The organism is Sphingomonas larreae (assembly GCF_051400595.1).
Lineage (GTDB): Bacteria > Pseudomonadota > Alphaproteobacteria > Sphingomonadales > Sphingomonadaceae > Sphingomonas.
The window spans coordinates 741,614-760,564 of the sequence record NZ_JBLFFI010000001.1 but is presented as its reverse complement, the minus strand read 5'-3'; the positions used below and the strand labels follow the sequence as shown (position 1 = coordinate 760,564).

The window sequence follows — 18,951 nt, the reverse complement described above, 5'->3', positions numbered from 1 at the left end:
GGGTCAGCCTCGCCGCAGTACCCGGGTCAGGCGCCCGCGGACTTGAGCGCGGTCTCGATCGCCTGCCAGGTGACGCTGTTCTCCAGCTTGCGGCCGTTGAGGAAGAAGGTCGGCGTGCCGGTCACGTCCTGCTTCTCGGTGGCGTCCTGCGTCATCTTGGTTAGCGCCTCGATCGCCTTGGGATCGTTGAGGCAGGCACGCGCCTGCGCCTCGGTGATGCCGCGCTGCTTGACGAACTCGACATAGCCCATCTTGTCCGCCCAGGCGTTCGCCACCTGCGCCGGCGTGGCGTTCTGCGTTTGCTGGAGGAACGACTGGTCCTGCGCCGCCTTCATCTGCGCGTCGAGGAACTTGGGCTGGTCGATGTACATCTGCTCGAGGATCGGGAAGAACGGCGCGGCGCCGGCGCAGCGGCCGAGCAGCGAGGCCGCGAAATCGGGCGGGCCGTGGACGAGGAAGTCGCGGAACTCGTACGAGACCTTGCCGGTCTTGACATAATTCTCCTCGAGCGGGCGCATGCCGGTCTGGCCGAACGCGCCACAGGTGGGGCAGGTGCGCGAGCCATATTCGACCAGCTTGAGCGGGGCGTCGGGGTTGCCCATCACATAGCCGCCCTCGGGGGTCTGGCGGACCTGCTGGGTCCAGTCCGACCCCGCGGGCGCGGCGACCGCCTTGACCGAACCGGCGGGCGCGCTGGGTGCGCTGCCATTGCCGTCACCGCCGCTGCCGCAGCCGGCGAGCAGCGCCGCGGCGGCGAAGAGCAGGGGGGATGCGAGACGCTTCATTCGGTCACTCCGTTGATAAGACCGTATTGTTGTCACTAGATCCTCCCCTGGAAGGGAAGGTGCCGCGCGTAGCGCGACGGAGGGGTGTCGACGCCGGTGAGTCCCCGAACGCTCGCCACCCGGGTCACCCCTCCGTCAGGCCTTCGGCCTGCCACCTCCCCTTGCAGGGGAGGATCGAAGGGCGACATTCTCATCGCGCCCCAGCCGCGCGCAACTGCGGCTCGAGCTGCGCCCAGCCGACATTCTCGATCAGCCTGCCGTTGATCTCGAACGCGGGCGTGCCCTTCACCTTGCTGGTCGCCTCGGAGCCAGCGATGGCGCGCTTCACCTGCGCGTCGCTCGCGAAACAGGCGTCGATCGCCGCGGCGGGCGCGCCCGCCTGCTTGGCGATCGCGTCGAGCCCGGCGCCCTGCGCCACCGCCTTGAGCTGGTCGAGCTGGGGCCAGGACGCGATCCGCGCACGATTGCCCTCGCTCCACGCGGCGGCGCGCTCGTACCATTGCTCCTGCTTGGCGAAGAACGCCTCGTGCAGCGCGGGGAAGGCGGCGGGCCCGGCGCAGCGCGCCAGCGTGGCGGCGGCGAGGTCGATGCCGTCGTGGATCTGGTTACGCACTTCCACGCTGGTCGAGCCCGAGCGCACCATCGCGCCGAGCGTCGCGCGCGACTCGGCGGCGAAATGACCGCAGTGCGGACAGGTGTAGCTGACATACTCGACCAGCTTCACGCGCGCCTTGGGGTTGCCGATCAGGTAGCTGCCGGTCGCCACAGGAGACGCCACCGCGGTCCAGGGGCGCGGCGCGGCAGCGCCGGCGGCGGTGCCGAGCGCGAGCGCGGCGAGCGGCAGCAGGAGCGAGCGGAAGCGGGTCATCGTACCTTCGGCAGCGAGGGAGGATTGGCGGCGACGCCTGAGGCGAGCGCCTCAAGCACCGCCTTGAGCTCGGGATCGGCGATCGTCTTGAGGCTGCCGCCCAGCTCGGGGGCGGGGGCGAGCGACGGCGGCGCGCGGCGCTCGGGGCGCTTGCTCACCTCGCCGTGGCGGATCGCCACCTTGCACACTGCGGCATAGCCGAAGAAGCGGTTGACCCGCTCGATGATCTCGACCGTGAGGTGGCTCATCATCGGCGCGTGTGCGCCGCGGACGGTGAGTGTCAGCGTGCCGTCCTGCTTCTTGCCGACCGGAAAGCGGATCGACTCGGGCGTGCTCGCGGCGGCGAGCTTCTCGCCGACGATCTCGGGCCAGCGCGACACGATCGCGGACTGAACGAAGCCGAAGCGCCGGAACGCCGCGCCACCCACCGCCGGCAACAGCTCGGCGACCTGGCGCGACCGGTTCTGCCGCTCGGGAGGTTGGTCGGAGACGCGAGGGCGCTTGCTCATTCCCGTCCCCATGCCATAGCCGAGGCATGGACGCCAAGCGCCCGATCACTGCGGCCAAGCCGTTGCTTCACTGGTATGACCGCCACCGCCGCGCGCTGCCCTGGCGCGCGCTGCCGGGCGAGACACCCGATCCCTATCGAGTCTGGCTGAGCGAGGTGATGCTGCAGCAGACCACGGTGGCGACGGTGCGCCCGCGTTTCGCCGTCTGGGTGGCGCGCTGGCCGACCTTCGCCGACCTCGCCGCGGCCAACGAGGCCGACGTCATGGCGGCCTGGGCGGGGCTCGGCTATTACGCCCGTGCGCGCAACCTGCTCGCCGCCGCGCGCGCGATCGCGGCGGAGCACGGCGGCCGACTGCCCGACACCGAGGAAGCGCTGCGCGCGCTGCCGGGCTTCGGCGACTATACCGCCGCGGCGGTCGCGGCGATCGCGTTCGGGCGGCGCGCGGTGGTGGTGGACGCCAATGTCGAGCGCGTGGTGGCGCGGCTGTTCGCCATCGACGTGCCGCTGCCGGGCGGACGCCGCGCGATCCGCGCCGCGGCGGCGACGATCACGCCGGACGAGCGCGCGGGCGATTACGCGCAGGCGATGATGGATCTCGGCTCCGCGGTCTGCACCCAGCGCAAGCCGCGTTGCCTGCTTTGCCCGCTCTCGGACCAGTGCGCCGCCCTCGCGCTGGGCACGCCCGAGGCCTTCCCGGTGAAGAAGCCCAAGGCGGCGCGGCCGCATCGCTACGGCACGATCTTCTGGCTTGAGCGTGACGGTCACGTGCTGCTGGTGCGCCGGCCGGAGAAGGGGCTGCTCGGCGGCATGCGCGCGCTGCCGACCGGCCCATGGGAGCTTGCGCCGCCGGGGCTGCGCGACGCGCCCGCCGAGGCGGCGTGGCGCGTGCTGGAGCGACGGGTCGAGCACGGCTTCACGCATTTCACGCTGGACCTGGATGTGGCGGTCGCCGACACCGAGCGCGCGACCAACCTGGGTGAATGGTGGCCGGTGGCGACACTGGACGAGGCGGGGCTGCCGACCTTGTTCGCAAAGGCGGCAGCGCTGGCGAGGAGCAGACAGGCATGACGGTGTTCCGGTGGATCGGTACGGCGGCGCTCACCGCGCTGGTGGCGGCGACTCAGCTCCCGGCGCAACGGGCGCCCGCACCCGCGCCGCGTCCGCAGACGGCGCCACCCGCGCAGGGGACAAGCGCGCTCCAGGGGCTGCCGGCCGCGCAGATCCTGCCCGCGACTCAGGCGCTGTTCGACGGCTATGTCCGCGACAGGAAGATGCCCGGCATCGTCGGCGCCTTCGGGCTGGGCGACCTGCCGACCGTGTTCGTCAGTGCGGGCACGATCGCGACCGATCCCGGCGCACAGCCCACCGGCCCCGACTCGCTGTGGCGCGTCTATTCGATGACCAAGCCGATCACCGGCATGGCGGCGATGCTGCTGGTGGAGGAGGGCAAGCTGTCGCTCGACGACCCGCTCTCCAAATATTTCCCCGGCTTCGCTAAAATGAAGGTGCTGACCAGCCCCGACACGTCGCTGGAGACGCGGCCGGCGCGCGCGCCGATCACAATCCGCGAGCTGATGACGCACAGCTCGGGCATCGGCTACCAGATCAACGCGCAGGGGCCGCTGCTCAAGGAATATGAGCGGCTCGGGCTCGTCCCCTTCTCCGCCAACGCGCAGACCGAGGCACTGGCGCGCAAGACGCGGCCGACGTCGCTGATCGCCTTCGCCGAGCGGGTCGCGCAGGCGCCGCTGGTCGCGGAGCCGGGGACGGTCTGGCATTATTCGATGGGGCTCGACGTGCTCGCCGCGGTGATCGAGAGGGTTTCCGGGCAGAAGTTCGAGCGCTTCGTCCACGCGCGCATCCTCGATCCGCTCGGCATGACCTCGACCGACTTCCAGGTCGCGTCCGGCAATGTCGCGCGCTTCGCCACCAATTATGCCTTCGCGGGCGACCAGCTGATCCCGCTCGACCCCGCGGCGCGCTCGGTGTTCCTCCAGCCGCCGAGCTTCCCTTATGGTGGCGCGGGGCTGGTGGCGTCGGCGCGCGACTATGACCGCTTCCTCCACATGCTGCAGGACGCGGGCACGCTCGACGGCGTGACGATCATGAAGCCCGAGACCGCCCGGCTGGCGATGTCCAACCTGCTGCCGCCGGGCGTGAGCTATAAGAACAAGGAAGGCGTGGCGCAGGGCTTCGGCGCGGGCGGTGTGGTGTATCTCGCCGACGAGGCCGGCGGCGCGTCGAAGGGCAGCTACGGCTGGGGCGGTGCGGCGGGGACGGTGGCGATCGTCGATCCCGCGCGACGCTTCAGGGGGACGATCATGGTCAACTACTTTCCGGGCGAGCGCTACCCGCTCGCCAAGGAGACGTTCGCGGCGCTGGCGCGTGACGCGGCGCGCCTCCACCCCGGCGTGCCGCGGTGATCGCGACCGGCTTCACCGGCGGCACGCTCGACCGCGCCGACGCGCTGCGCCACGACGCCGACGGCCTCGCCGCGGCGGCGGCCGACCCGGCGGCGCGGCTGCTGGTGCTCGAGTCGTTCGAGCCGGTGGTGGGGGAGGGCGGTGCGCTGGCCTGGGCCCCGCTGTCCGCCGCGCCGGCGGATGCTGAGCTGGTGCTGCTCGGGCTCGACGCGGGCGCGCCGCGCTTCGCCGCGGTCGTGCCCGGCGCGGGTGCCCCGCCGCCGTTCCGCTCGCCCAGCCTCTTCGGCCTGCTCGACCAGCTGCGCGCGGGCGAGGCGGCGACCTTTGCGGCGGCGCGCTCGCTGCTCGACTGGCACGCGCGCCATCGCTTCTGCGCCAATTGCGGCAGCGCCACCGCTTTGTTCCGCGCCGGTTGGGGACGACGTTGCCCGACCTGCTCGGCCGAGCATTTCCCGCGCGTCGATCCGGTGGTGATCATGCTGGCGGAGCATGACGGGCGCGCGCTGATCGGGCGGCAGCCGAGCTGGCCTGCGGGCCGCTACTCGGCGCTCGCGGGCTTCTTGGAGCCGGGCGAATCGATCGAGGAGGCGGTCGCACGCGAGATCGCGGAGGAAGCGGGCGTGCGGGTCGGCGACGTGCGTTACGTCGCGAGCCAGCCCTGGCCGTTCCCGTCGCAGCTGATGATCGCCTGCGTCGCGCAGGCGACCGACAACACGATCACGCTCGACACCAACGAGCTGGAGGACGCGATGTGGGTGACGCGTGAGGAGGTGCGGACGGCGCTCGCGGGGGAGGGTGGGCGCTTCGTTGCGCCCCCGCCTTACGCGATCGCGCACACGCTGCTGCGGGCGTGGGCCGGCTGAGCCACCCGGGCGTGGCGTGAAGAAATGGTGGTCACGCGAAGACGCGAAGAGGTGCTCACGCGGACGCGCGGGGAGGTGAACAACGCCGCGTAGCGGCTTCTGCAAGTAGCCGCTGCGAGCGCGTTTTTGGGTGTGCTGTGCGTCGGTGCTCTCATGATCGGGAGCGCTGCTGAACCGCTCAACTCGCGTCTCTCGCCGCCGTGTTCCGGCGAAAGCCGGAACCCAGGGCCAAGCAAAACAACGCCTGCTGGTGTGTGCGTCACTGGGCTCCTGCTTCCGCAGGAGCACGGAGAAGAATGCCGCAACCATCCCGTTGTCAGGGTCGACACTCGTTACGAGCGGAACACCTCCGCGTCCCCGCGTGAATTACCTTCTTCACGGCTCGGCGTCTGCGCGTCAACGAACCCGCCACCGGTCTCGGCAGGCGAGATGAAGCGGAGCGAGCAAGTCTATGCTGAAGGAGCGCGGACCCGGCGCCCGCGTCGCCTCAGCCCGCCACCTTCAGCCGCTGCAGCGCGAACGCCTGCCATTCCGCGCCCTGGCGGTAGCGCTCGAAGCGGCCCGACTTGCCTCCATGGCCCGCCTCCATGTTGACGCGATAGACCAGCGGGTTGGCGTCGGTCTTCAATTCGCGCAGGCGCGCGACCCATTTGGTCGGCTCGTAATATTGCACCTGGCTGTCCCACAGCCCGGTGCTGACGTACATCGCCGGATAGGCCTTGGCCGCGACATTGTCGTAGGGCGAGTAGCTCAGCATGTAGTCGTAATAGGGCTTCTGCGCCGGATTGCCCCATTCGTCATATTCAAACGTCGTCAGCGGGATCGAGGAGTCGAGCATCGTCGTCACCACATCGACGAACGGCACCTGCGCGATGATCAGTGCATAGTCCTGCGGCGCCATGTTCGCGATCGCGCCCATCAGCAGCCCACCGGCGCTGCCGCCCATCGCGGCCACCCGGCCCGGCGCCGCATATTTCTGCGCGACGAGATAGCGCGTGACGTCGATGAAGTCGGTGAAGCTGTTCTTCTTGTGCAGCAGATGGCCGTCGTCATACCAGCCGCGCCCCATCTCCTGCCCGCCCCGGATATGCGCCAGCGCATAGACCACGCCGCGGTCGAGCATGGCGATCCGCGCCGGATCGACCGCCGGGTCCATCGAAAGGCCGTAGCTGCCATAGGCATATTGGAACAGCGGCGCGGTACCGTCGCGCTTTACGCCCTTGCGGTACACCACCGAGACCGGGACCTTGGTGCCGTCGCGCGCGGTCGCCCAGACCCGCTCGGTAACATAGTTAGAGGGATCGTAGCCGGGCACCGGCGCGACCTTGAGCACGCGGCGTTCGCCGGTCTTCGCATTGACCTCATAGGTGGTCGTCGGCGTCACCAGCGAGGCATAGGTGTAGCGTACCCAGTCAGTGTCGGGCTCGGCGTTGACTGCCAGCTGCATCTGATAGGCTGGCTCGTCCGCCTTCACCGGCGCCGAGCGGCCGTTGGTCAGCAGCCGGATCATGCGGTTGCCGCCCTCGCGCTGGTCGAGCGCGATGAAGCCGCGGAACGGCTTGAAGTCTTCGATGAAGACGCTGTCGCTCGCCGGCGTCAGGTCGCGCCACGCCCCCACACCGCGCGCGAGATCGCGGTCGGCGACGGTGATGAGCTTGTAGTTGTGCGCACCGCGGTTGGTGCGGATGATCCAGCGATCACCCATGTGATCCGCGCCATAGCGGAACTCGCGCGCGCGTGGCGCCACCAGGGTGAAAGCGGACGGCGCGGCGGCGGGGGCGCAGCGCTGCTCGTCGCTCACCGTGGCGGACACACCGATGCAGATGAAGCGATCGTCGCTGGTGCGGCTGATCCCCATCTGAAAGGTGTCATCCTTCTCCTCGTAGACGAGGCGGTCGGCGCTCACCGGCGTGCCGAGCACGTGCGCCATCACGCGATAGCCGCGCAGCGTCACCGGATCCTTGGCAATGTAGAAGAGCGTGCGGTTGTCGTCGGCCCAGACGAGGTTGGGCTCGACGTCGGTGACCGTGTCGGGCAGCAGCTGTCCGGTGGCAAGGTCCTTGACCCTGAGCGTGTATTGGCGGCGCCCGACAACGTCCTCGGCATAGGCGACGAGGCGGTTGTTCTGGCTTACCGTCCAGTCGCTCAGCGCGAAGTAACTGTGTCCCTTGGCCATCGTCGGCTGGTCGAACATCAGCTCGGCCGGCGCGTCGGCGGCACCCTTGCGGCGTTCGATGACGGGATAATCCGCGCCCGGAGCGAAACGCGTCTGATAATGATAGCCGCGCTCGCGATACGGGACGCTGCTGTCGTCCTGTTTGATGTGGCTGACCGTCTCGGCGTACAGCTTGTCCTGGAGCGGCTTGAGCGACGCGAGTGTCGCATCCGCATAAAGATTCTCGGCGGCGGGATAGGCGAGCATCTCGGGGTTCTTGCGGCTATCGTCGCGCAGCCAGAAATAATCGTCCTGGCGCGTGCCGTTGGCGGAGACGACCTGGTGCGGCTTCTTGGCGGCACGCGGCGGCTGCGCCTCACCCTGCGCGCCGGCGGGCGTGACGGGCCCACCCGCGACCACGGCCAGCGCGGCGCCCGCCAGCAGCAGCGTCTTCATCGTCGATCTTCCCCACCCTTGGCCGTCGCACCATACGATACGGCCGGGCGCGTCCGAGGCAAGGGCGCGATCAGCCGCGTTTGCGGGCCTGCCGGTAGGAACCCAGCACGCGCAGGTGCTTGGCGTGGAAGCCCAGTTCGGCCATCGCGCGGTCGAACGAAGCATCGCCCGGGCGCCCCTCCACGTCGGCATAAAATTCGGTGGCGGCGAAGCTGCCCCCGCGCTGGTAGCTCTCGAGCTTGGTCATGTTGACGCCGTTCGTCGCGAAGCCGCCCATCGCCTTGTAGAGCGCGGCGGGCACGTTCTTCACTTCGAAGATGAAGGTCGTCATCCATGCGGTGCCGCTGTCGGCGTCCGCCTCGCCGCCAGGCGTGACCGCGTCACGGGCGAGCGCGACGAAGCGCGTCATGTTGTGATCCGCATCGGCGATGTCGGTGGCGAGCAGTTCGAGCCCGTAGATCGCGGCCGCTCCTGGGGGCGCCAGCGCCGCCACGCTCGTGTCGCGCAGCTCGGCGACGACGGCGGCGGCCCCGGCGGTGTCAGGGTAGCTCACCGGCGCGATGCCGTGCGCGCGGAGCCAGTGGCGGCATTGCCCGAGCGCCTGGGGATGGCTCATCGCGCTGGTCACCGCCTCGCGCGGGCCGAGCCCGATCAGTGCGTGGCGGATCGGCAGGAAATGCTCGCCAATGATCACCAGCCCGGACTCGGGCAGCAGGAAGTGAATGTCCGCGACGCGGCCGTGGAGCGAGTTCTCGATCGGGATCAATGCCCGCGCGGCGCGCCCCTGCTTCACCGCGTCCAGTGCGTCCTCGAAGCTGAAACACGGCAGCGGCAGCGCGTCGGGAAAGGCCTCGCACACCGCGACATGGCTGTTGGCGCCGGGCGCCCCCTGGAATGCCACCGCGCGCTCGGGCGCGGCGGCGGCAGCCTCGGTCAGGCGCTTGACGATCGGCACGGCGGGGGCGGCGTAGCTGTCCATCTCGGCTCCGGCGCGTAGAAGAGCGCGGCGTGCCGCTCAAGCGCTTGCGGTGCGGTGGCGGCTTTTCTATGGATCGACCTAATTAGAGAGGGGCACACGGGCGACATGGACGATCGTAGCAACACGATTTTCGGCTGGGTCTTGGCGGGTGCCGGAGTCGCGCTGGGGCTGTCGATCGTCGGCAGCCAGATCTTCCACGGCGAACGCCCCGAGAAAATGGGCTATGCGATCGAAGGCGTGGAGGAGGCTGGCGCGGGCGGCGGCGGCGCCGAGGTGCCGATCGCGACGCTGCTCGCCAGCGCCGATCCGGCCAAGGGTGCCGAGGTGTTCAAGAAATGCGCCGCGTGCCACACGATCAACCAGGGCGGCGCCAACGGTATCGGCCCCAATCTGTACGCGACGCTCGGCGAGGGCGTGGCGCAGGGCAAGGGCGGCTTCGCCTTCTCGGACGCGCTCAAGTCCGTCGGCGGCACCTGGGACTTCGAGAAGATGAACGCCTGGCTGACCAGCCCGCGCAAGTTCGCCAACGGCACCAAGATGACCTTCGCCGGCCTGGGCAATCCGCAGGACCGGGCCAACGTGATCGTCTATCTCAACCAGCAGGGCTCGAACCTGCCGCTGCCGGCCGCGCCTGCGGCCGGCGCCGCGGCCACCACCGACCAGGCGGTAGCGAACGTCACCGAGAGCGCGAAGGGCGATACCGCCAATCTCGCCAACACCGGCACGCCGGCCTCGGGCGCCCCGTCGGTCGATCCGGCGGCGAAGGAGAACAAGGAACTCGGAGTAGTGCCGCCCGCTAAGCCGTAAGCGACGGTAATGCGCGTCATCCTGAATTCGTTTCAGGATCCACGGTGACGCATCACCGATGCTTGCGGCGCCGGCGGTGCGGTGAATCCTGAAACGAGTTCAGGATGACGGACGTGAGGGGCTGGAGAGCAACGCAGCGGCGAGCGTCGCACGGCTGACCGCGGCGACGCCCCTCGCCGCAGGCGTTACCGCGCGGCCTCGCCCTTCTCGTGGCGCTCGCGATAGAATTGCTGCACCACGGCCCAGCCTTCCGCCGCGCTCTCGACGTAGCGGAAGATGCCGAGGTCGCGCTCGGACACCACGCCCTCCTCGACCAGCGCCTCGAAGTTGATCACGCGCTCCCAGAACTCGCGCCCGAACAGCAGCACCGGGATCGGCTCGACCTTGCCGGTCTGGATCAGCGTCAGCAGTTCGAACAGCTCGTCGAACGTGCCGAACCCGCCGGGGAAGGCCGCCAGGGCGCGTGCGTGGAGCAGGAAGTGCATTTTGCGCAGCGCGAAATAGTGGAACTGCGTGCTCAGCGCCGGCGTGACATAGGGATTGGGCGCCTGCTCGTGCGGCAGCACGATGTTGAGCCCGATCGACTCGGCATGGACGTCCGCCGCGCCGCGGTTGGCCGCCTCCATGATCGACGGGCCGCCGCCCGAGCACACCACGAAGTGGCGCTTGCCGGCCTCGTCGCGCGGGAAGTTGGAGCAGAGCTGCGCCAGCTCACGTGCCATGTCGTAATATTTGCTCTTCGCCACCAGTCGCTCGGCAACGCGGCGGCTCTTCTCGTCGGTGGCGAGATCGAGCAGCGCCTGCGCCTTGCTCGGCTCGGGGATGCGCGCCGAGCCGTAGAAGACGAAGGTGGAGCCGATATGCGCTTGCTCGAAGATTAGCTGCGTCTTGAGCAGCTCGAGCTGGAAGCGGACCGGGCGCAGGTCCTCGCGCAGGAGGAAGTCCATGTCTTGGAAAGCGAGCCGATAGGCGGGGCTCTCGGTCTGCGGGGTGGACACGTTGGTCTTGGCGACCTCGGCATCCTGCTTGGCGCGCGGAAAGACGCGGCTGGGTACGCGGGTGTCTGTCATCGCGGATCGATAGGCCGGGATGATGACGGTCGCAAGAACATGGGCGCGGCTAGCGGCAGAAGCGCGCGCCGTCGTCCTCGAGGTGAAGGTGGTCGTGGTGGACCGCGTTGTAATCGGGCGACAGCACCGTGCCGAAGCGGCGACACGCCGAGGCATGCACCTTGTGGAGGAACTGCTGCACCGCCGGATCAGGCGAGCGCCAGTCGTTCACGATCGAGATGCGGCGGCCGTCCTTGAGCTCGAACGCGGCGATGTCGATTGCGTTGGCGAGCGCGTGGCCCGAGCGCCGCGCCGGCCCCTTGGTGCCGATCGTGTTGCGGCAGGCGTAGCTGCCCATGCTGACGATCCGCGACAGCTCCGACCCGAGGATCTGATAGGCCGCCGGCGCGACGCCGTTGCGCGCCCAGGCGGCATAAGCGCGCGCCTCGCCACAGCGCACCGCGCCGAGATTGGCGGTGGGCACGCCGATGTCGAGCAGCTTGACGGTGCCGATCAGCGCGCAGCCGCCGCCATATTGCTTGTCGGGCAGCGGCTGGAAATCGACCCCTAGTGCGCGCAGGTCGGCGAAACACTGGCGCGTCTCGCGCAGGCTCGGCCCCTCGACCTCGCCGCGCGCGCTGGGTGGGGAGGGTCGCTCGACCCGTCCGCAGCCGGCAAGCAGCAGCGTGACGAGGAGGATGCGGGAACGGTGGTTACGCCACGACGTCATCGGCTTCGTGTAACGGCGGAATGCGCCGAGCTAAAGCCGCGCGTTGCCGGAAGGAGAGGTGGAGGATGACGATGGTGAGCACGACGACGAGCGCGGTCTGCACCACTCCGCGCGCGGTCGTCAGCCATGCCAGGGTGCAAAGCTCGTCCTCCAGCCAGACGCTTTTCCCCCTTCATCCAGAGGCTTTCGCGGATCTTGGAAAGAGCATAGTCAATCGTCATGGCGAGCAGCCACAATCCCCACCACCAACGCAGCAGTGTGGGCACCGGTACCCGCGTCGGCGCGGCTGGGTCGTGGCTGATCCGCCAGAACTCCAGAACCACCTGAAAGGGACGGATGAGGGTGGCGAACGGCACGAAGAACCATATCACCGCCGAGCGCGGCTTGTATCTTGGCCGGTAGCGCGACGTCGCCGCGAGAAGATGCGCGTTACGATCGATGACATAGAGCCAGCGCAGCAGCGCTACCGCGGCGAGCGCGAAGAGCAGCAGGCCGAGATCCCCGTCCAGCGCCTGATGCAGCAGCCACGGTGACAGGGGTGGCAGCGGCAGGACATGGCCGCCAATCCCGCCGTGCCGTCTGATCGCCAGGAACGCCGCCATGGAGCGGATCACTTCATCGACAAGCCATGGCCATAATGCGCCAATCGCCGCAACGCCCCAGGCGATTTGATGACGCACCCGACCTTCCGTCTCGCTCACGCTGCTGCCCGCCCCGCCTGCCAAACCTTCCTAATTTAGACGATCATCCGGCTTGCCAGCGGCCCTGCACGTCTGTAGCGCGGTCGACGGGCCACGCGGTCCCAACGCCGCGCGTGCTCTCTGTAAGGAGAGTCAGACATGACTGATACGACCGCCGCCGACGCCACCCTCGCGCCCGCGACGCCCGCCACCCGGCCGGCGCGCCCGCATTTCTCGTCGGGCCCCTGCGCCAAGCCGCCCGGCTACGATCCCGCCAAGCTCGCCACCGACGTCCTCGGACGCTCGCACCGCTCGAAGCTCGGCAAGCAACGCCTGCAATATTGCATCGACCTGATGCGCGAGCTGCTCGACCTGCCCGACACGCACCGGATCGGCATCGTCCCCGGCTCCGACACCGGCGCCTATGAGATGGCGATGTGGACGATGCTGGGCGCCCGCCCCGTCACCGCGCTCGCCTGGGAGAGCTTCGGCGAGGGCTGGGTGACCGACGCGGTCAAGCAGCTCAAGATCGACCCGAAGGTGATCCGCGCCGATTACGGCCAGCTGCCCGATCTGGCGCAGGTGGACTGGAGCAACGACGTGCTGTTCACCTGGAACGGCACCACCAGCGGCGTGCGCGTGCCCAACGGCGACTGGATCCCCGCCGACCGCGAGGGGCTGAGCTTCGCCGACGCCACCAGCGGCGTGTTCGCCTACGACCTGCCGTGGGACAAGATCGACGTCGCCACCTTCTCCTGGCAGAAGGTGCTGGGCAGCGAGGGCGCGCACGGCGTGCTGATCCTCGGCCCGCGCGCGGTCGAGCGGCTGGAAAGCTACACCCCCGCCTGGCCGCTGCCCAAGGTGTTCCGCCTGGTCTCCAAGGGCAAGCTCACCGAGGGCGTGTTCAAGGGTGAGACGATCAACACGCCGTCGATGCTGGCGGTGGAGGACGCGATCTGGTCGCTCGAATGGGCCAAGTCGCTGGGCGAGGGCGGGCTGATCGCGCGCTCCGACGCCAACGCCGCGGCGCTCGACCAGATCGTCGCCGAGCGCGACTGGCTAGGGCACCTCGCCGCCGATCCGGCGTCGCGGTCGAAGACCAGCGTCTGCCTCACGGTCGACGCCGACGAGGCGGTCATCAAGAAGATGGTGGCGCTGCTCGAGGCGGAGGGTGCCGCCTTTGACATCGGCGGCTATCGCGACGCTCCCCCGGGCCTGCGCATCTGGTGCGGCGCGACGGTCGACACTGCCGATATCGAAGCGCTCGGCCCGTGGCTCGACTGGGCCTACGCCACCGCCAAGGCGGCCTGAACCGTCCGGTGCTCCTGCGAACGCAGGAGCCCAGCGCCACGAACGTGATCTTCCCTGACCCTGCTCCTGCGTGCGCAGGAGCACCGGCAGCTTTCGACAGGACCTTCCCATGCCCAAAGTCCTCATTTCCGACAAGATGGACCCCCGCGCCGCCGAGATCTTCCGCGAGCGCGGCGTCGAGGTGGACGAGATCACCGGCAAGACACCGGACGAGCTCAAGGCGATCATCGGCCAGTATGACGGCCTCGCGATCCGCAGCTCGACCAAGGTGACCAAGGACATCCTTGAGCACGCCACCAACCTCAAGGTGGTCGGCCGCGCCGGCATCGGCGTCGACAACGTTGATATCCCCGCCGCCTCGGCCAAGGGCGTGGTGGTGATGAACACGCCGTTTGGCAACTCGATCACCACCGCGGAGCATGCCATCGCGCTGATGTTCGCGCTCGCGCGCCAGCTGCCCGAGGCCGACGCCTCGACCCAGGCAGGTAAGTGGGAGAAGAACCGCTTCATGGGCGTCGAGGTCACCGGCAAGACGCTGGGGCTGATCGGCGCGGGCAATATCGGCTCGATCGTCGCCGACCGCGCGCTCGGGCTGAAGATGAAGGTCGTCGCGTTCGACCCGTTCCTCACCGAGGAGCGCGCGGTCGAGCTGGGCGTGACCAAGGTGACGCTTGACGAGCTGCTCGCACGCGCCGACTTCATTACGCTGCACACGCCGCTGACCGACCAGACGCGCAACATCCTCTCCGCCGAGAACCTCGCCAAGACCAAGAAGGGCGTGCGCATCGTCAACTGCGCGCGCGGCGGGCTGATCGACGAGGCGGCGCTCAAGGCCGGGCTCGACTCGGGCCATATCGCTGGCGCCGCGCTTGACGTGTTCGTGACCGAGCCCGCCAAGGACAGCCCGCTGTTCGGCACGCCCAATTTCGTCTCGACCCCGCACCTCGGCGCCTCGACGACGGAGGCGCAGGTCAATGTCGCGATACAGGTCGCCGAGCAGATGGCGGACTATCTCGTCTCCGGCGGCGTCACCAACGCGCTCAACGTGCCGAGCCTCTCGGCCGAGGAGGCGCCCAAGCTGCGCCCGTACATGGGGCTGGCGGAGAAGCTCGGCTCGCTCGTCGGCCAGCTCGCCACCGGCGCGATCGACCGCGTCTCGATCCACCGCGAGGGCGCCGCGGCGGACCTCAATCCCAAGCCGCTGACTAGCGCGGTGCTCACCGGCTTCCTGCGCCAGCAGACCGACACGGTGAACATGGTCAACGCGCCGCTGCTGGCGCGCGAGCGCGGCATGGAGGTGCGTGAGATCCGCACCGAGCGCGAGGGCGACTATCATACGCTGGTTCGCGTCGCGGTGCGCACCGCGGACGGCGAGCGCTCGGTCGCGGGCACCTTGTTCGGTGACTCGGCGCCGCGGCTGGTCGAGCTGTTCGGGATCAAGGTCGAGGCCGATCTCACCGGCGCGATGCTGTACGTCGTCAACGAGGACGCGCCGGGCTTCATCGGCCGCATCGGTACGCTGCTGGGCGAGGCGGGCGTCAATATCGGCACCTTCCACCTTGGCCGGCGCCAGGCGGGCGGCGAGGCGGTGCTGCTGCTCTCGGTCGACCAGCCGGTCGACGCCGAGCTGCTCGCGCGCGTCAAGGCGCTGCCGGGGGTGAAGACCGCGATGGGGCTGGCGTTCTAAGCCTCAGGGGCAGGTTGGTCTCGGTGGGACATCGGTCTCTCACTCAGACCAGTTCGGGGTGAACAGCGCCACGCGCTGTTCAGGCCATGCCGGGGGCATGGCCGACCTCGAACTCTCCTCCCGGGGGAGAGGACTGAAAGCGGGTCATTAGCCCTCTCCCCGGAGGGGAGAGGGTTGATTGAGGGGGATGCCCCGGACGGTGGGGCCCGGCGAGGTGGCTTCCCATGCAAACAGACCCGCTGCTGAAAGATCGCGCCCGCCGCCTCCGTCGCGAGATGACCGGGCGCGAGACGCGCCTCTGGCGCGCGCCGTGCAACCGGCGCTTCGTCAAGGTCAAGTTCGCGCCGCAGGTCATGGTCGGCGCGTACATCGTGGATTTCGCGGCTCGATCGCACCGGCTGATCGTCGAGGTTGACGGCGACACGCACAATGATCAATCCCGCGGCGAGAAGCGGACAGCATGGCTTGAGGCGCGCGGCTATCGGGTGCTCCGCTGCACCAGTGCGGACGTGATGATGAACCTAGATGGCGTGTTGCTTCACCTTGGCGTCGCGCTTGCCGCGGCCCCTCACCCCGGCCCGCTCCCCGTTGGGGAGAGGGAGCAGCGCGCATGACCGCTCTCCTCCCCGAAGGTCTCCGCGACCGTTTGCCCCCCGTCGCCGACGCGGCCGCGCTGCTCGAGGCGCGCGTGCTCGCCGCGATCCATGCGCATGGCTATGAGCGCGTCGACCCGCCGCTGGCCGAGTTCGCCGACGGGCTCGGCTCGCGGCTCAAGGCGGGCGGGCTGCAGGATGCGGTGCGCTTCGTCGATCCGGTGTCGCAGCGCACGCTTGCGATCCGTCCGGATCTCACCGCGCAGGTGGCGCGGATCGCCGCGACCCGGATGGCGCATCACCCGCGCCCGGTGCGGCTGAGCTATGCCGGCGCGGTGCTCAAGCTGCGCGCCAGCCAGCTCGCTCCCGCGCGCGAGACGCGCCAGATCGGCGCCGAGCTGTTCGGGCTCGACACGGTCGCTGCGGCGCAGGAGGTGGTGACCGTGGCGATCGAGGCGGTCGCAGCGGCGGGGATCGCGACGCCATCGCTCGATTTCACCTTGCCCGATCTGGTCGACACGCTCGCCGCCGGGCCGCTGCCGGTCGCGGCGGACACGCTCGACACGCTGCGCCAGCGGCTCGACGCCAAGGACGCGGGGGCGGTCGCGGCGCTGGCGCCGGACTATCTCCCGCTCGTCACCGCGGCCGGGCCGTTCGACCAGGCGATGGCGCGGCTGCGCGCCTTCGATCGCGACGGCGCGCTGACGTCGCGGCTCGACGCACTCGCCACGCTCGCGCGTGCGGTCGACGGCCGTGCGGTGCTGACGCTCGACCCGACCGAGCGGCATGGCTTCGAATATCAGACGTGGCTCGGTTTTTCGCTCTTCGCGCCCGGCGCCTCAAGCGAGGTCGGGCGCGGCGGCACGTACACGGTGATGCATGAGGGCGGCGCGGAAGAGGCAGCGACCGGCTTCTCGCTGTTCGCGGACCGGCTGATCGGCGACCCGCCCGCGATCGAGCGGCGCCGCCTGTTCCTGCCGTTCGGCACGCCCGCGAGCGACGGCGCCGCGATGCGCGCGCAGGGGTGGGTGACCGTCGCCGCGCTTGAGCCTGGCGACACGCCCGAAGCGCAGGTCTGCACCCATTTCTACGCGGAGGGCGCGGCGCGCGCGCTCGACTGAGGCGGCGCGGTTGACGCGGCGGACCCCCGCCGCTACCCGCGCCACCGACATCGCTGAACCACTCGCGCGCCGAGTCCTGTCGAAGGGCGCGCGGGTTCGCCCGGCAGGCGGAGACCTGTATCCATGGCCAACGTAGCAGTCATCGGCGCACAATGGGGCGACGAGGGCAAGGGCAAGATCGTCGACTGGCTCGCCGAGCGCGCCGATGTCGTCGTGCGCTTCCAGGGCGGGCACAACGCCGGCCACACGCTCGTCGTCGGTGACGCCACCTACAAGCTCTCGCTGCTGCCCTCCGGGATCGTACGCGGCACGCCCTCGGTGATCGGCAACGGCGTGGTGCTCGATCCCTGGGCGCTCAAGGCGGAGATCGAGCGGCTGGCGGCGCAGGGCGTCGTTGCGACGCCCGAGACGCTGCGGATCGCGGACAATTGCGCGCTGATCCTGCCGTTTCACCGCGATCTCGACGGCATGCGCGAGGACGCGAGCGGGGCGGGCAAGATCGGCACGACGCGGCGCGGCATCGGCCCGGCGTATGAGGACAAGATCGGTCGCCGCGCCATCCGCGTCTGCGACCTGGCGCATCTCGACGATCTCGGGCCGCAGCTCGATCGGCTCACCGCGCACCACGACGCGCTGCGCGCCGGTTTCGGCGAGGCGCCGATCGATCGTGACGCGCTGGTCGCCGAGCTGCGCGCCATCGCGGGTTTCGTGCTGCCCTTCGCCAAGCCGGTGTGGCGCGACCTCAACGCCGCCAAGGAAGCCGGCAAGCGCATCCTGTTCGAGGGTGCGCAGGGCGTGCTGCTCGACATCGACCACGGCACCTATCCGTTCGTCACCTCGTCGAACACGATTGCCGGCACCGCGGCGGGCGGGTCGGGGCTGGGGCCGGCGGCGGTCGGCTTCGTGCTGGGGATCGCCAAGGCCTACACCACGCGCGTGGGCTCGGGGCCGTTCCCAACCGAGCTCGAGGACGAGACCGGCGAGCGGCTCGGCACGCGCGGGCATGAATTCGGCACAGTGACCGGGCGCAAGCGGCGCTGCGGCTGGTTCGACGCGGTGCTGGTGCGCCAGTCGGCGGCAGTGGGCGGGATCACCGGCATCGCGCTGACGAAGATCGATGTGCTCGACGGCTTCGACGAGGTGCGGATCTGTACCGGTTACCGGCTGCGCGACGAGGTGATCGACTATTTCCCGGCTCATGCGGCGGACCAGGCTTTGGTCGAGCCGATCTATGAAACGGTCGACGGCTGGCAGGGCTCTACCGCCGGGGCGCGGAGCTGGGCGGATCTGCCGGCGCAGGCGATCAAGTACATCAAGCGCATCGAGGAGCTGATCCGCTGCCCGGTGGCGCTGGTGTCGACCAGCCCCGAACGCGCGGACACGATCCTCGTGCGCGATCCGTTCGCCGACTGAGACGCGCTCGGTCCCCGCGCCGGAGCGCGGGGGCCAAGGCGATCAGTGTTATTGCGGCGACTGCGGCGACGTCGCCGTCGGGTCGGCGCCGGTCGTGCGCGGGTTGTTCTGCGACGTCGGGTTGACCGTCGGGTCCGGGTTCATCGTCTGGGTCGTCGGATCCGGATTGGTGCTGCCGCTGGTGCCCGAATGGGTGCCGCTCGAGCGATGGCGCGACGAGCGGTTGGTCGAGCGCGGCGAAGTCGTCGACATCGTGTCGGACGACGTGCCCTGCGTCGACGTGCCGGTCGAGCCGGGCTGCTGCGTGGTGCCCATCGTGCCGGACTGACCCATCGTGCCGGACTGACCCATCGTGCCGGACTGGCCCATCGAGCCGGACTGGCCCATGCCGGTGCCCATGCCGCCGCCGGTACCCGCGCCACCGCCGGTGCCGCCCGTGGTCTGGGCCGAGGTGACGGCGGGCAGGGCGAGTGCGGCAGCGGCCGCGATCACGAGAATGCGCATGAGAACCTCTCCTTCA

General features: G+C 69.6%; 18 protein-coding genes. 9 read left to right on the top strand and 9 right to left on the bottom strand.

Annotation, left to right across the window (positions count from 1 at the left end):
• Positions 1 to 26: 26 nt before the first annotated feature.
• From ACMGDM_RS03385 to ACMGDM_RS03375, 3 genes are all read right to left on the bottom strand, one after another.
• On the bottom strand, positions 27 to 785 hold the full coding sequence (locus ACMGDM_RS03385; RefSeq protein WP_436802704.1) for a thioredoxin domain-containing protein: 759 nt from the start codon (positions 783 to 785) through the stop codon (positions 27 to 29).
• Positions 786 to 975: 190 nt separating this feature from the next.
• Positions 976 to 1,653, bottom strand: a complete 678-nt coding sequence (locus ACMGDM_RS03380) for a DsbA family protein (RefSeq protein ID WP_436802703.1) — start codon at positions 1,651 to 1,653, stop codon at positions 976 to 978.
• The gene (locus tag ACMGDM_RS03375) at positions 1,650 to 2,162 is read right to left on the bottom strand and encodes a DUF721 domain-containing protein (protein ID WP_436802702.1); all 513 of its coding nucleotides are present in this window, start codon (positions 2,160 to 2,162) and stop codon (positions 1,650 to 1,652) included. Before ACMGDM_RS03375 ends, ACMGDM_RS03380 begins: the two co-directional genes overlap by 4 nt.
• 26 nt (positions 2,163 to 2,188) lie before the next feature.
• Between ACMGDM_RS03375 and mutY the strand changes: the two genes are divergently transcribed.
• From mutY to nudC, 3 genes are read left to right on the top strand one after another with little or no spacing between them, the layout of a single operon-like run.
• Entirely contained in the window at positions 2,189 to 3,232 is a 1,044-nt protein-coding gene (mutY, locus tag ACMGDM_RS03370; RefSeq protein ID WP_436802701.1) for an A/G-specific adenine glycosylase, read from the top strand.
• Positions 3,229 to 4,587, top strand: a complete 1,359-nt coding sequence (locus tag ACMGDM_RS03365) for a serine hydrolase domain-containing protein (RefSeq protein ID WP_436802700.1) — start codon at positions 3,229 to 3,231, stop codon at positions 4,585 to 4,587. Before mutY ends, ACMGDM_RS03365 begins: the two co-directional genes overlap by 4 nt.
• The gene (gene nudC, locus ACMGDM_RS03360; RefSeq protein ID WP_436802699.1) at positions 4,584 to 5,450 is read left to right on the top strand and encodes an NAD(+) diphosphatase; all 867 of its coding nucleotides are present in this window, start codon (positions 4,584 to 4,586) and stop codon (positions 5,448 to 5,450) included. The genes ACMGDM_RS03365 and nudC overlap by 4 nt, the downstream gene beginning before the upstream one ends.
• Positions 5,451 to 5,937: 487 nt before the next feature.
• Here the strand turns inward: nudC and ACMGDM_RS03355 are convergent, their stop codons facing one another.
• Together ACMGDM_RS03355 and ACMGDM_RS03350 are read right to left on the bottom strand one after the other, a co-directional pair.
• Complete coding sequence (locus ACMGDM_RS03355; protein WP_436802698.1) at positions 5,938 to 8,061, bottom strand: S9 family peptidase; 2,124 nt, start codon at positions 8,059 to 8,061, stop codon at positions 5,938 to 5,940.
• A 70-nt stretch (positions 8,062 to 8,131) separates the two neighbouring features.
• Complete coding sequence (locus tag ACMGDM_RS03350; protein ID WP_436802697.1) at positions 8,132 to 9,040, bottom strand: prephenate dehydratase; 909 nt, start codon at positions 9,038 to 9,040, stop codon at positions 8,132 to 8,134.
• Positions 9,041 to 9,145: 105 nt separating this feature from the next.
• Between ACMGDM_RS03350 and ACMGDM_RS03345 the strand changes: the two genes are divergently transcribed.
• The gene (locus ACMGDM_RS03345; RefSeq protein WP_436802696.1) at positions 9,146 to 9,847 is read left to right on the top strand and encodes a c-type cytochrome; all 702 of its coding nucleotides are present in this window, start codon (positions 9,146 to 9,148) and stop codon (positions 9,845 to 9,847) included.
• Between the two features lie 185 nt (positions 9,848 to 10,032).
• Here ACMGDM_RS03345 and ACMGDM_RS03340 read toward each other — a convergent pair whose 3' ends face one another.
• The 3 genes from ACMGDM_RS03340 to ACMGDM_RS03330 are packed head-to-tail and all read right to left on the bottom strand — an operon-like array spanning position 10,033 to position 12,327.
• A complete protein-coding gene (locus ACMGDM_RS03340) occupies positions 10,033 to 10,917 on the bottom strand; it encodes an LOG family protein (RefSeq protein WP_436802695.1) in 885 nt (294 codons plus the stop codon).
• 49 nt (positions 10,918 to 10,966) lie between these two features.
• Positions 10,967 to 11,626 carry an extensin family protein gene (locus ACMGDM_RS03335; protein ID WP_436802694.1) on the bottom strand — a complete coding sequence of 220 codons (660 nt, stop codon included), beginning with the start codon at positions 11,624 to 11,626 and terminating at the stop codon, positions 10,967 to 10,969.
• Positions 11,623 to 12,327 (bottom strand): DUF4328 domain-containing protein, encoded by a 705-nt coding sequence (locus ACMGDM_RS03330; RefSeq protein WP_436802693.1) that lies wholly within the window; start codon positions 12,325 to 12,327, stop codon positions 11,623 to 11,625. Before ACMGDM_RS03330 ends, ACMGDM_RS03335 begins: the two co-directional genes overlap by 4 nt.
• A 138-nt stretch (positions 12,328 to 12,465) precedes the next feature.
• On the opposite strand from ACMGDM_RS03330, the gene ACMGDM_RS03325 reads away from it, so the two are divergent.
• From ACMGDM_RS03325 to ACMGDM_RS03305, 5 genes are all read left to right on the top strand, one after another.
• Positions 12,466 to 13,617, top strand: a complete 1,152-nt coding sequence (locus ACMGDM_RS03325) for a phosphoserine transaminase (RefSeq protein ID WP_436802692.1) — start codon at positions 12,466 to 12,468, stop codon at positions 13,615 to 13,617.
• A gap of 109 nt (positions 13,618 to 13,726) precedes the next feature.
• Positions 13,727 to 15,304: a phosphoglycerate dehydrogenase gene (gene serA / locus ACMGDM_RS03320; RefSeq protein WP_436802691.1), complete on the top strand. Its 1,578-nt coding sequence runs from the start codon at positions 13,727 to 13,729 to the stop codon at positions 15,302 to 15,304.
• A 224-nt stretch (positions 15,305 to 15,528) separates the two neighbouring features.
• The gene (locus tag ACMGDM_RS03315; RefSeq protein WP_436802690.1) at positions 15,529 to 15,918 is read left to right on the top strand and encodes an endonuclease domain-containing protein; all 390 of its coding nucleotides are present in this window, start codon (positions 15,529 to 15,531) and stop codon (positions 15,916 to 15,918) included.
• On the top strand, positions 15,915 to 17,018 hold the full coding sequence (locus tag ACMGDM_RS03310) for an ATP phosphoribosyltransferase regulatory subunit (RefSeq protein WP_436802689.1): 1,104 nt from the start codon (positions 15,915 to 15,917) through the stop codon (positions 17,016 to 17,018). The genes ACMGDM_RS03315 and ACMGDM_RS03310 overlap by 4 nt, the downstream gene beginning before the upstream one ends.
• A gap of 123 nt (positions 17,019 to 17,141) precedes the next feature.
• A complete protein-coding gene (locus tag ACMGDM_RS03305) occupies positions 17,142 to 18,431 on the top strand; it encodes an adenylosuccinate synthase (RefSeq protein ID WP_436802688.1) in 1,290 nt (429 codons plus the stop codon).
• Between the two features lie 48 nt (positions 18,432 to 18,479).
• Here ACMGDM_RS03305 and ACMGDM_RS03300 read toward each other — a convergent pair whose 3' ends face one another.
• Positions 18,480 to 18,935, bottom strand: a complete 456-nt coding sequence (locus ACMGDM_RS03300; RefSeq protein WP_436802687.1) for a hypothetical protein — start codon at positions 18,933 to 18,935, stop codon at positions 18,480 to 18,482.
• Positions 18,936 to 18,951 lie beyond the last annotated feature (16 nt).

Coding starts and splice junctions, on each gene's coding strand:
- ACMGDM_RS03375 (WP_436802702.1), bottom strand. CDS start 2,162: ATGAGCAAGCGCCCTCGCGTCTCCGACCAACCTCCCGAGCGGCAGAAC.
- ACMGDM_RS03300 (WP_436802687.1), bottom strand. CDS start 18,935: ATGCGCATTCTCGTGATCGCGGCCGCTGCCGCACTCGCCCTGCCCGCC.
- serA (WP_436802691.1), top strand. CDS start 13,727: ATGCCCAAAGTCCTCATTTCCGACAAGATGGACCCCCGCGCCGCCGAG.
- ACMGDM_RS03345 (WP_436802696.1), top strand. CDS start 9,146: ATGGACGATCGTAGCAACACGATTTTCGGCTGGGTCTTGGCGGGTGCC.
- ACMGDM_RS03350 (WP_436802697.1), bottom strand. CDS start 9,040: ATGGACAGCTACGCCGCCCCCGCCGTGCCGATCGTCAAGCGCCTGACC.
- ACMGDM_RS03315 (WP_436802690.1), top strand. CDS start 15,529: ATGCAAACAGACCCGCTGCTGAAAGATCGCGCCCGCCGCCTCCGTCGC.
- mutY (WP_436802701.1), top strand. CDS start 2,189: ATGGACGCCAAGCGCCCGATCACTGCGGCCAAGCCGTTGCTTCACTGG.
- ACMGDM_RS03325 (WP_436802692.1), top strand. CDS start 12,466: ATGACTGATACGACCGCCGCCGACGCCACCCTCGCGCCCGCGACGCCC.
- ACMGDM_RS03340 (WP_436802695.1), bottom strand. CDS start 10,917: ATGACAGACACCCGCGTACCCAGCCGCGTCTTTCCGCGCGCCAAGCAG.
- ACMGDM_RS03355 (WP_436802698.1), bottom strand. CDS start 8,061: ATGAAGACGCTGCTGCTGGCGGGCGCCGCGCTGGCCGTGGTCGCGGGT.
- ACMGDM_RS03385 (WP_436802704.1), bottom strand. CDS start 785: ATGAAGCGTCTCGCATCCCCCCTGCTCTTCGCCGCCGCGGCGCTGCTC.
- ACMGDM_RS03365 (WP_436802700.1), top strand. CDS start 3,229: ATGACGGTGTTCCGGTGGATCGGTACGGCGGCGCTCACCGCGCTGGTG.
- ACMGDM_RS03380 (WP_436802703.1), bottom strand. CDS start 1,653: ATGACCCGCTTCCGCTCGCTCCTGCTGCCGCTCGCCGCGCTCGCGCTC.
- ACMGDM_RS03310 (WP_436802689.1), top strand. CDS start 15,915: ATGACCGCTCTCCTCCCCGAAGGTCTCCGCGACCGTTTGCCCCCCGTC.
- ACMGDM_RS03335 (WP_436802694.1), bottom strand. CDS start 11,626: ATGACGTCGTGGCGTAACCACCGTTCCCGCATCCTCCTCGTCACGCTG.
- ACMGDM_RS03305 (WP_436802688.1), top strand. CDS start 17,142: ATGGCCAACGTAGCAGTCATCGGCGCACAATGGGGCGACGAGGGCAAG.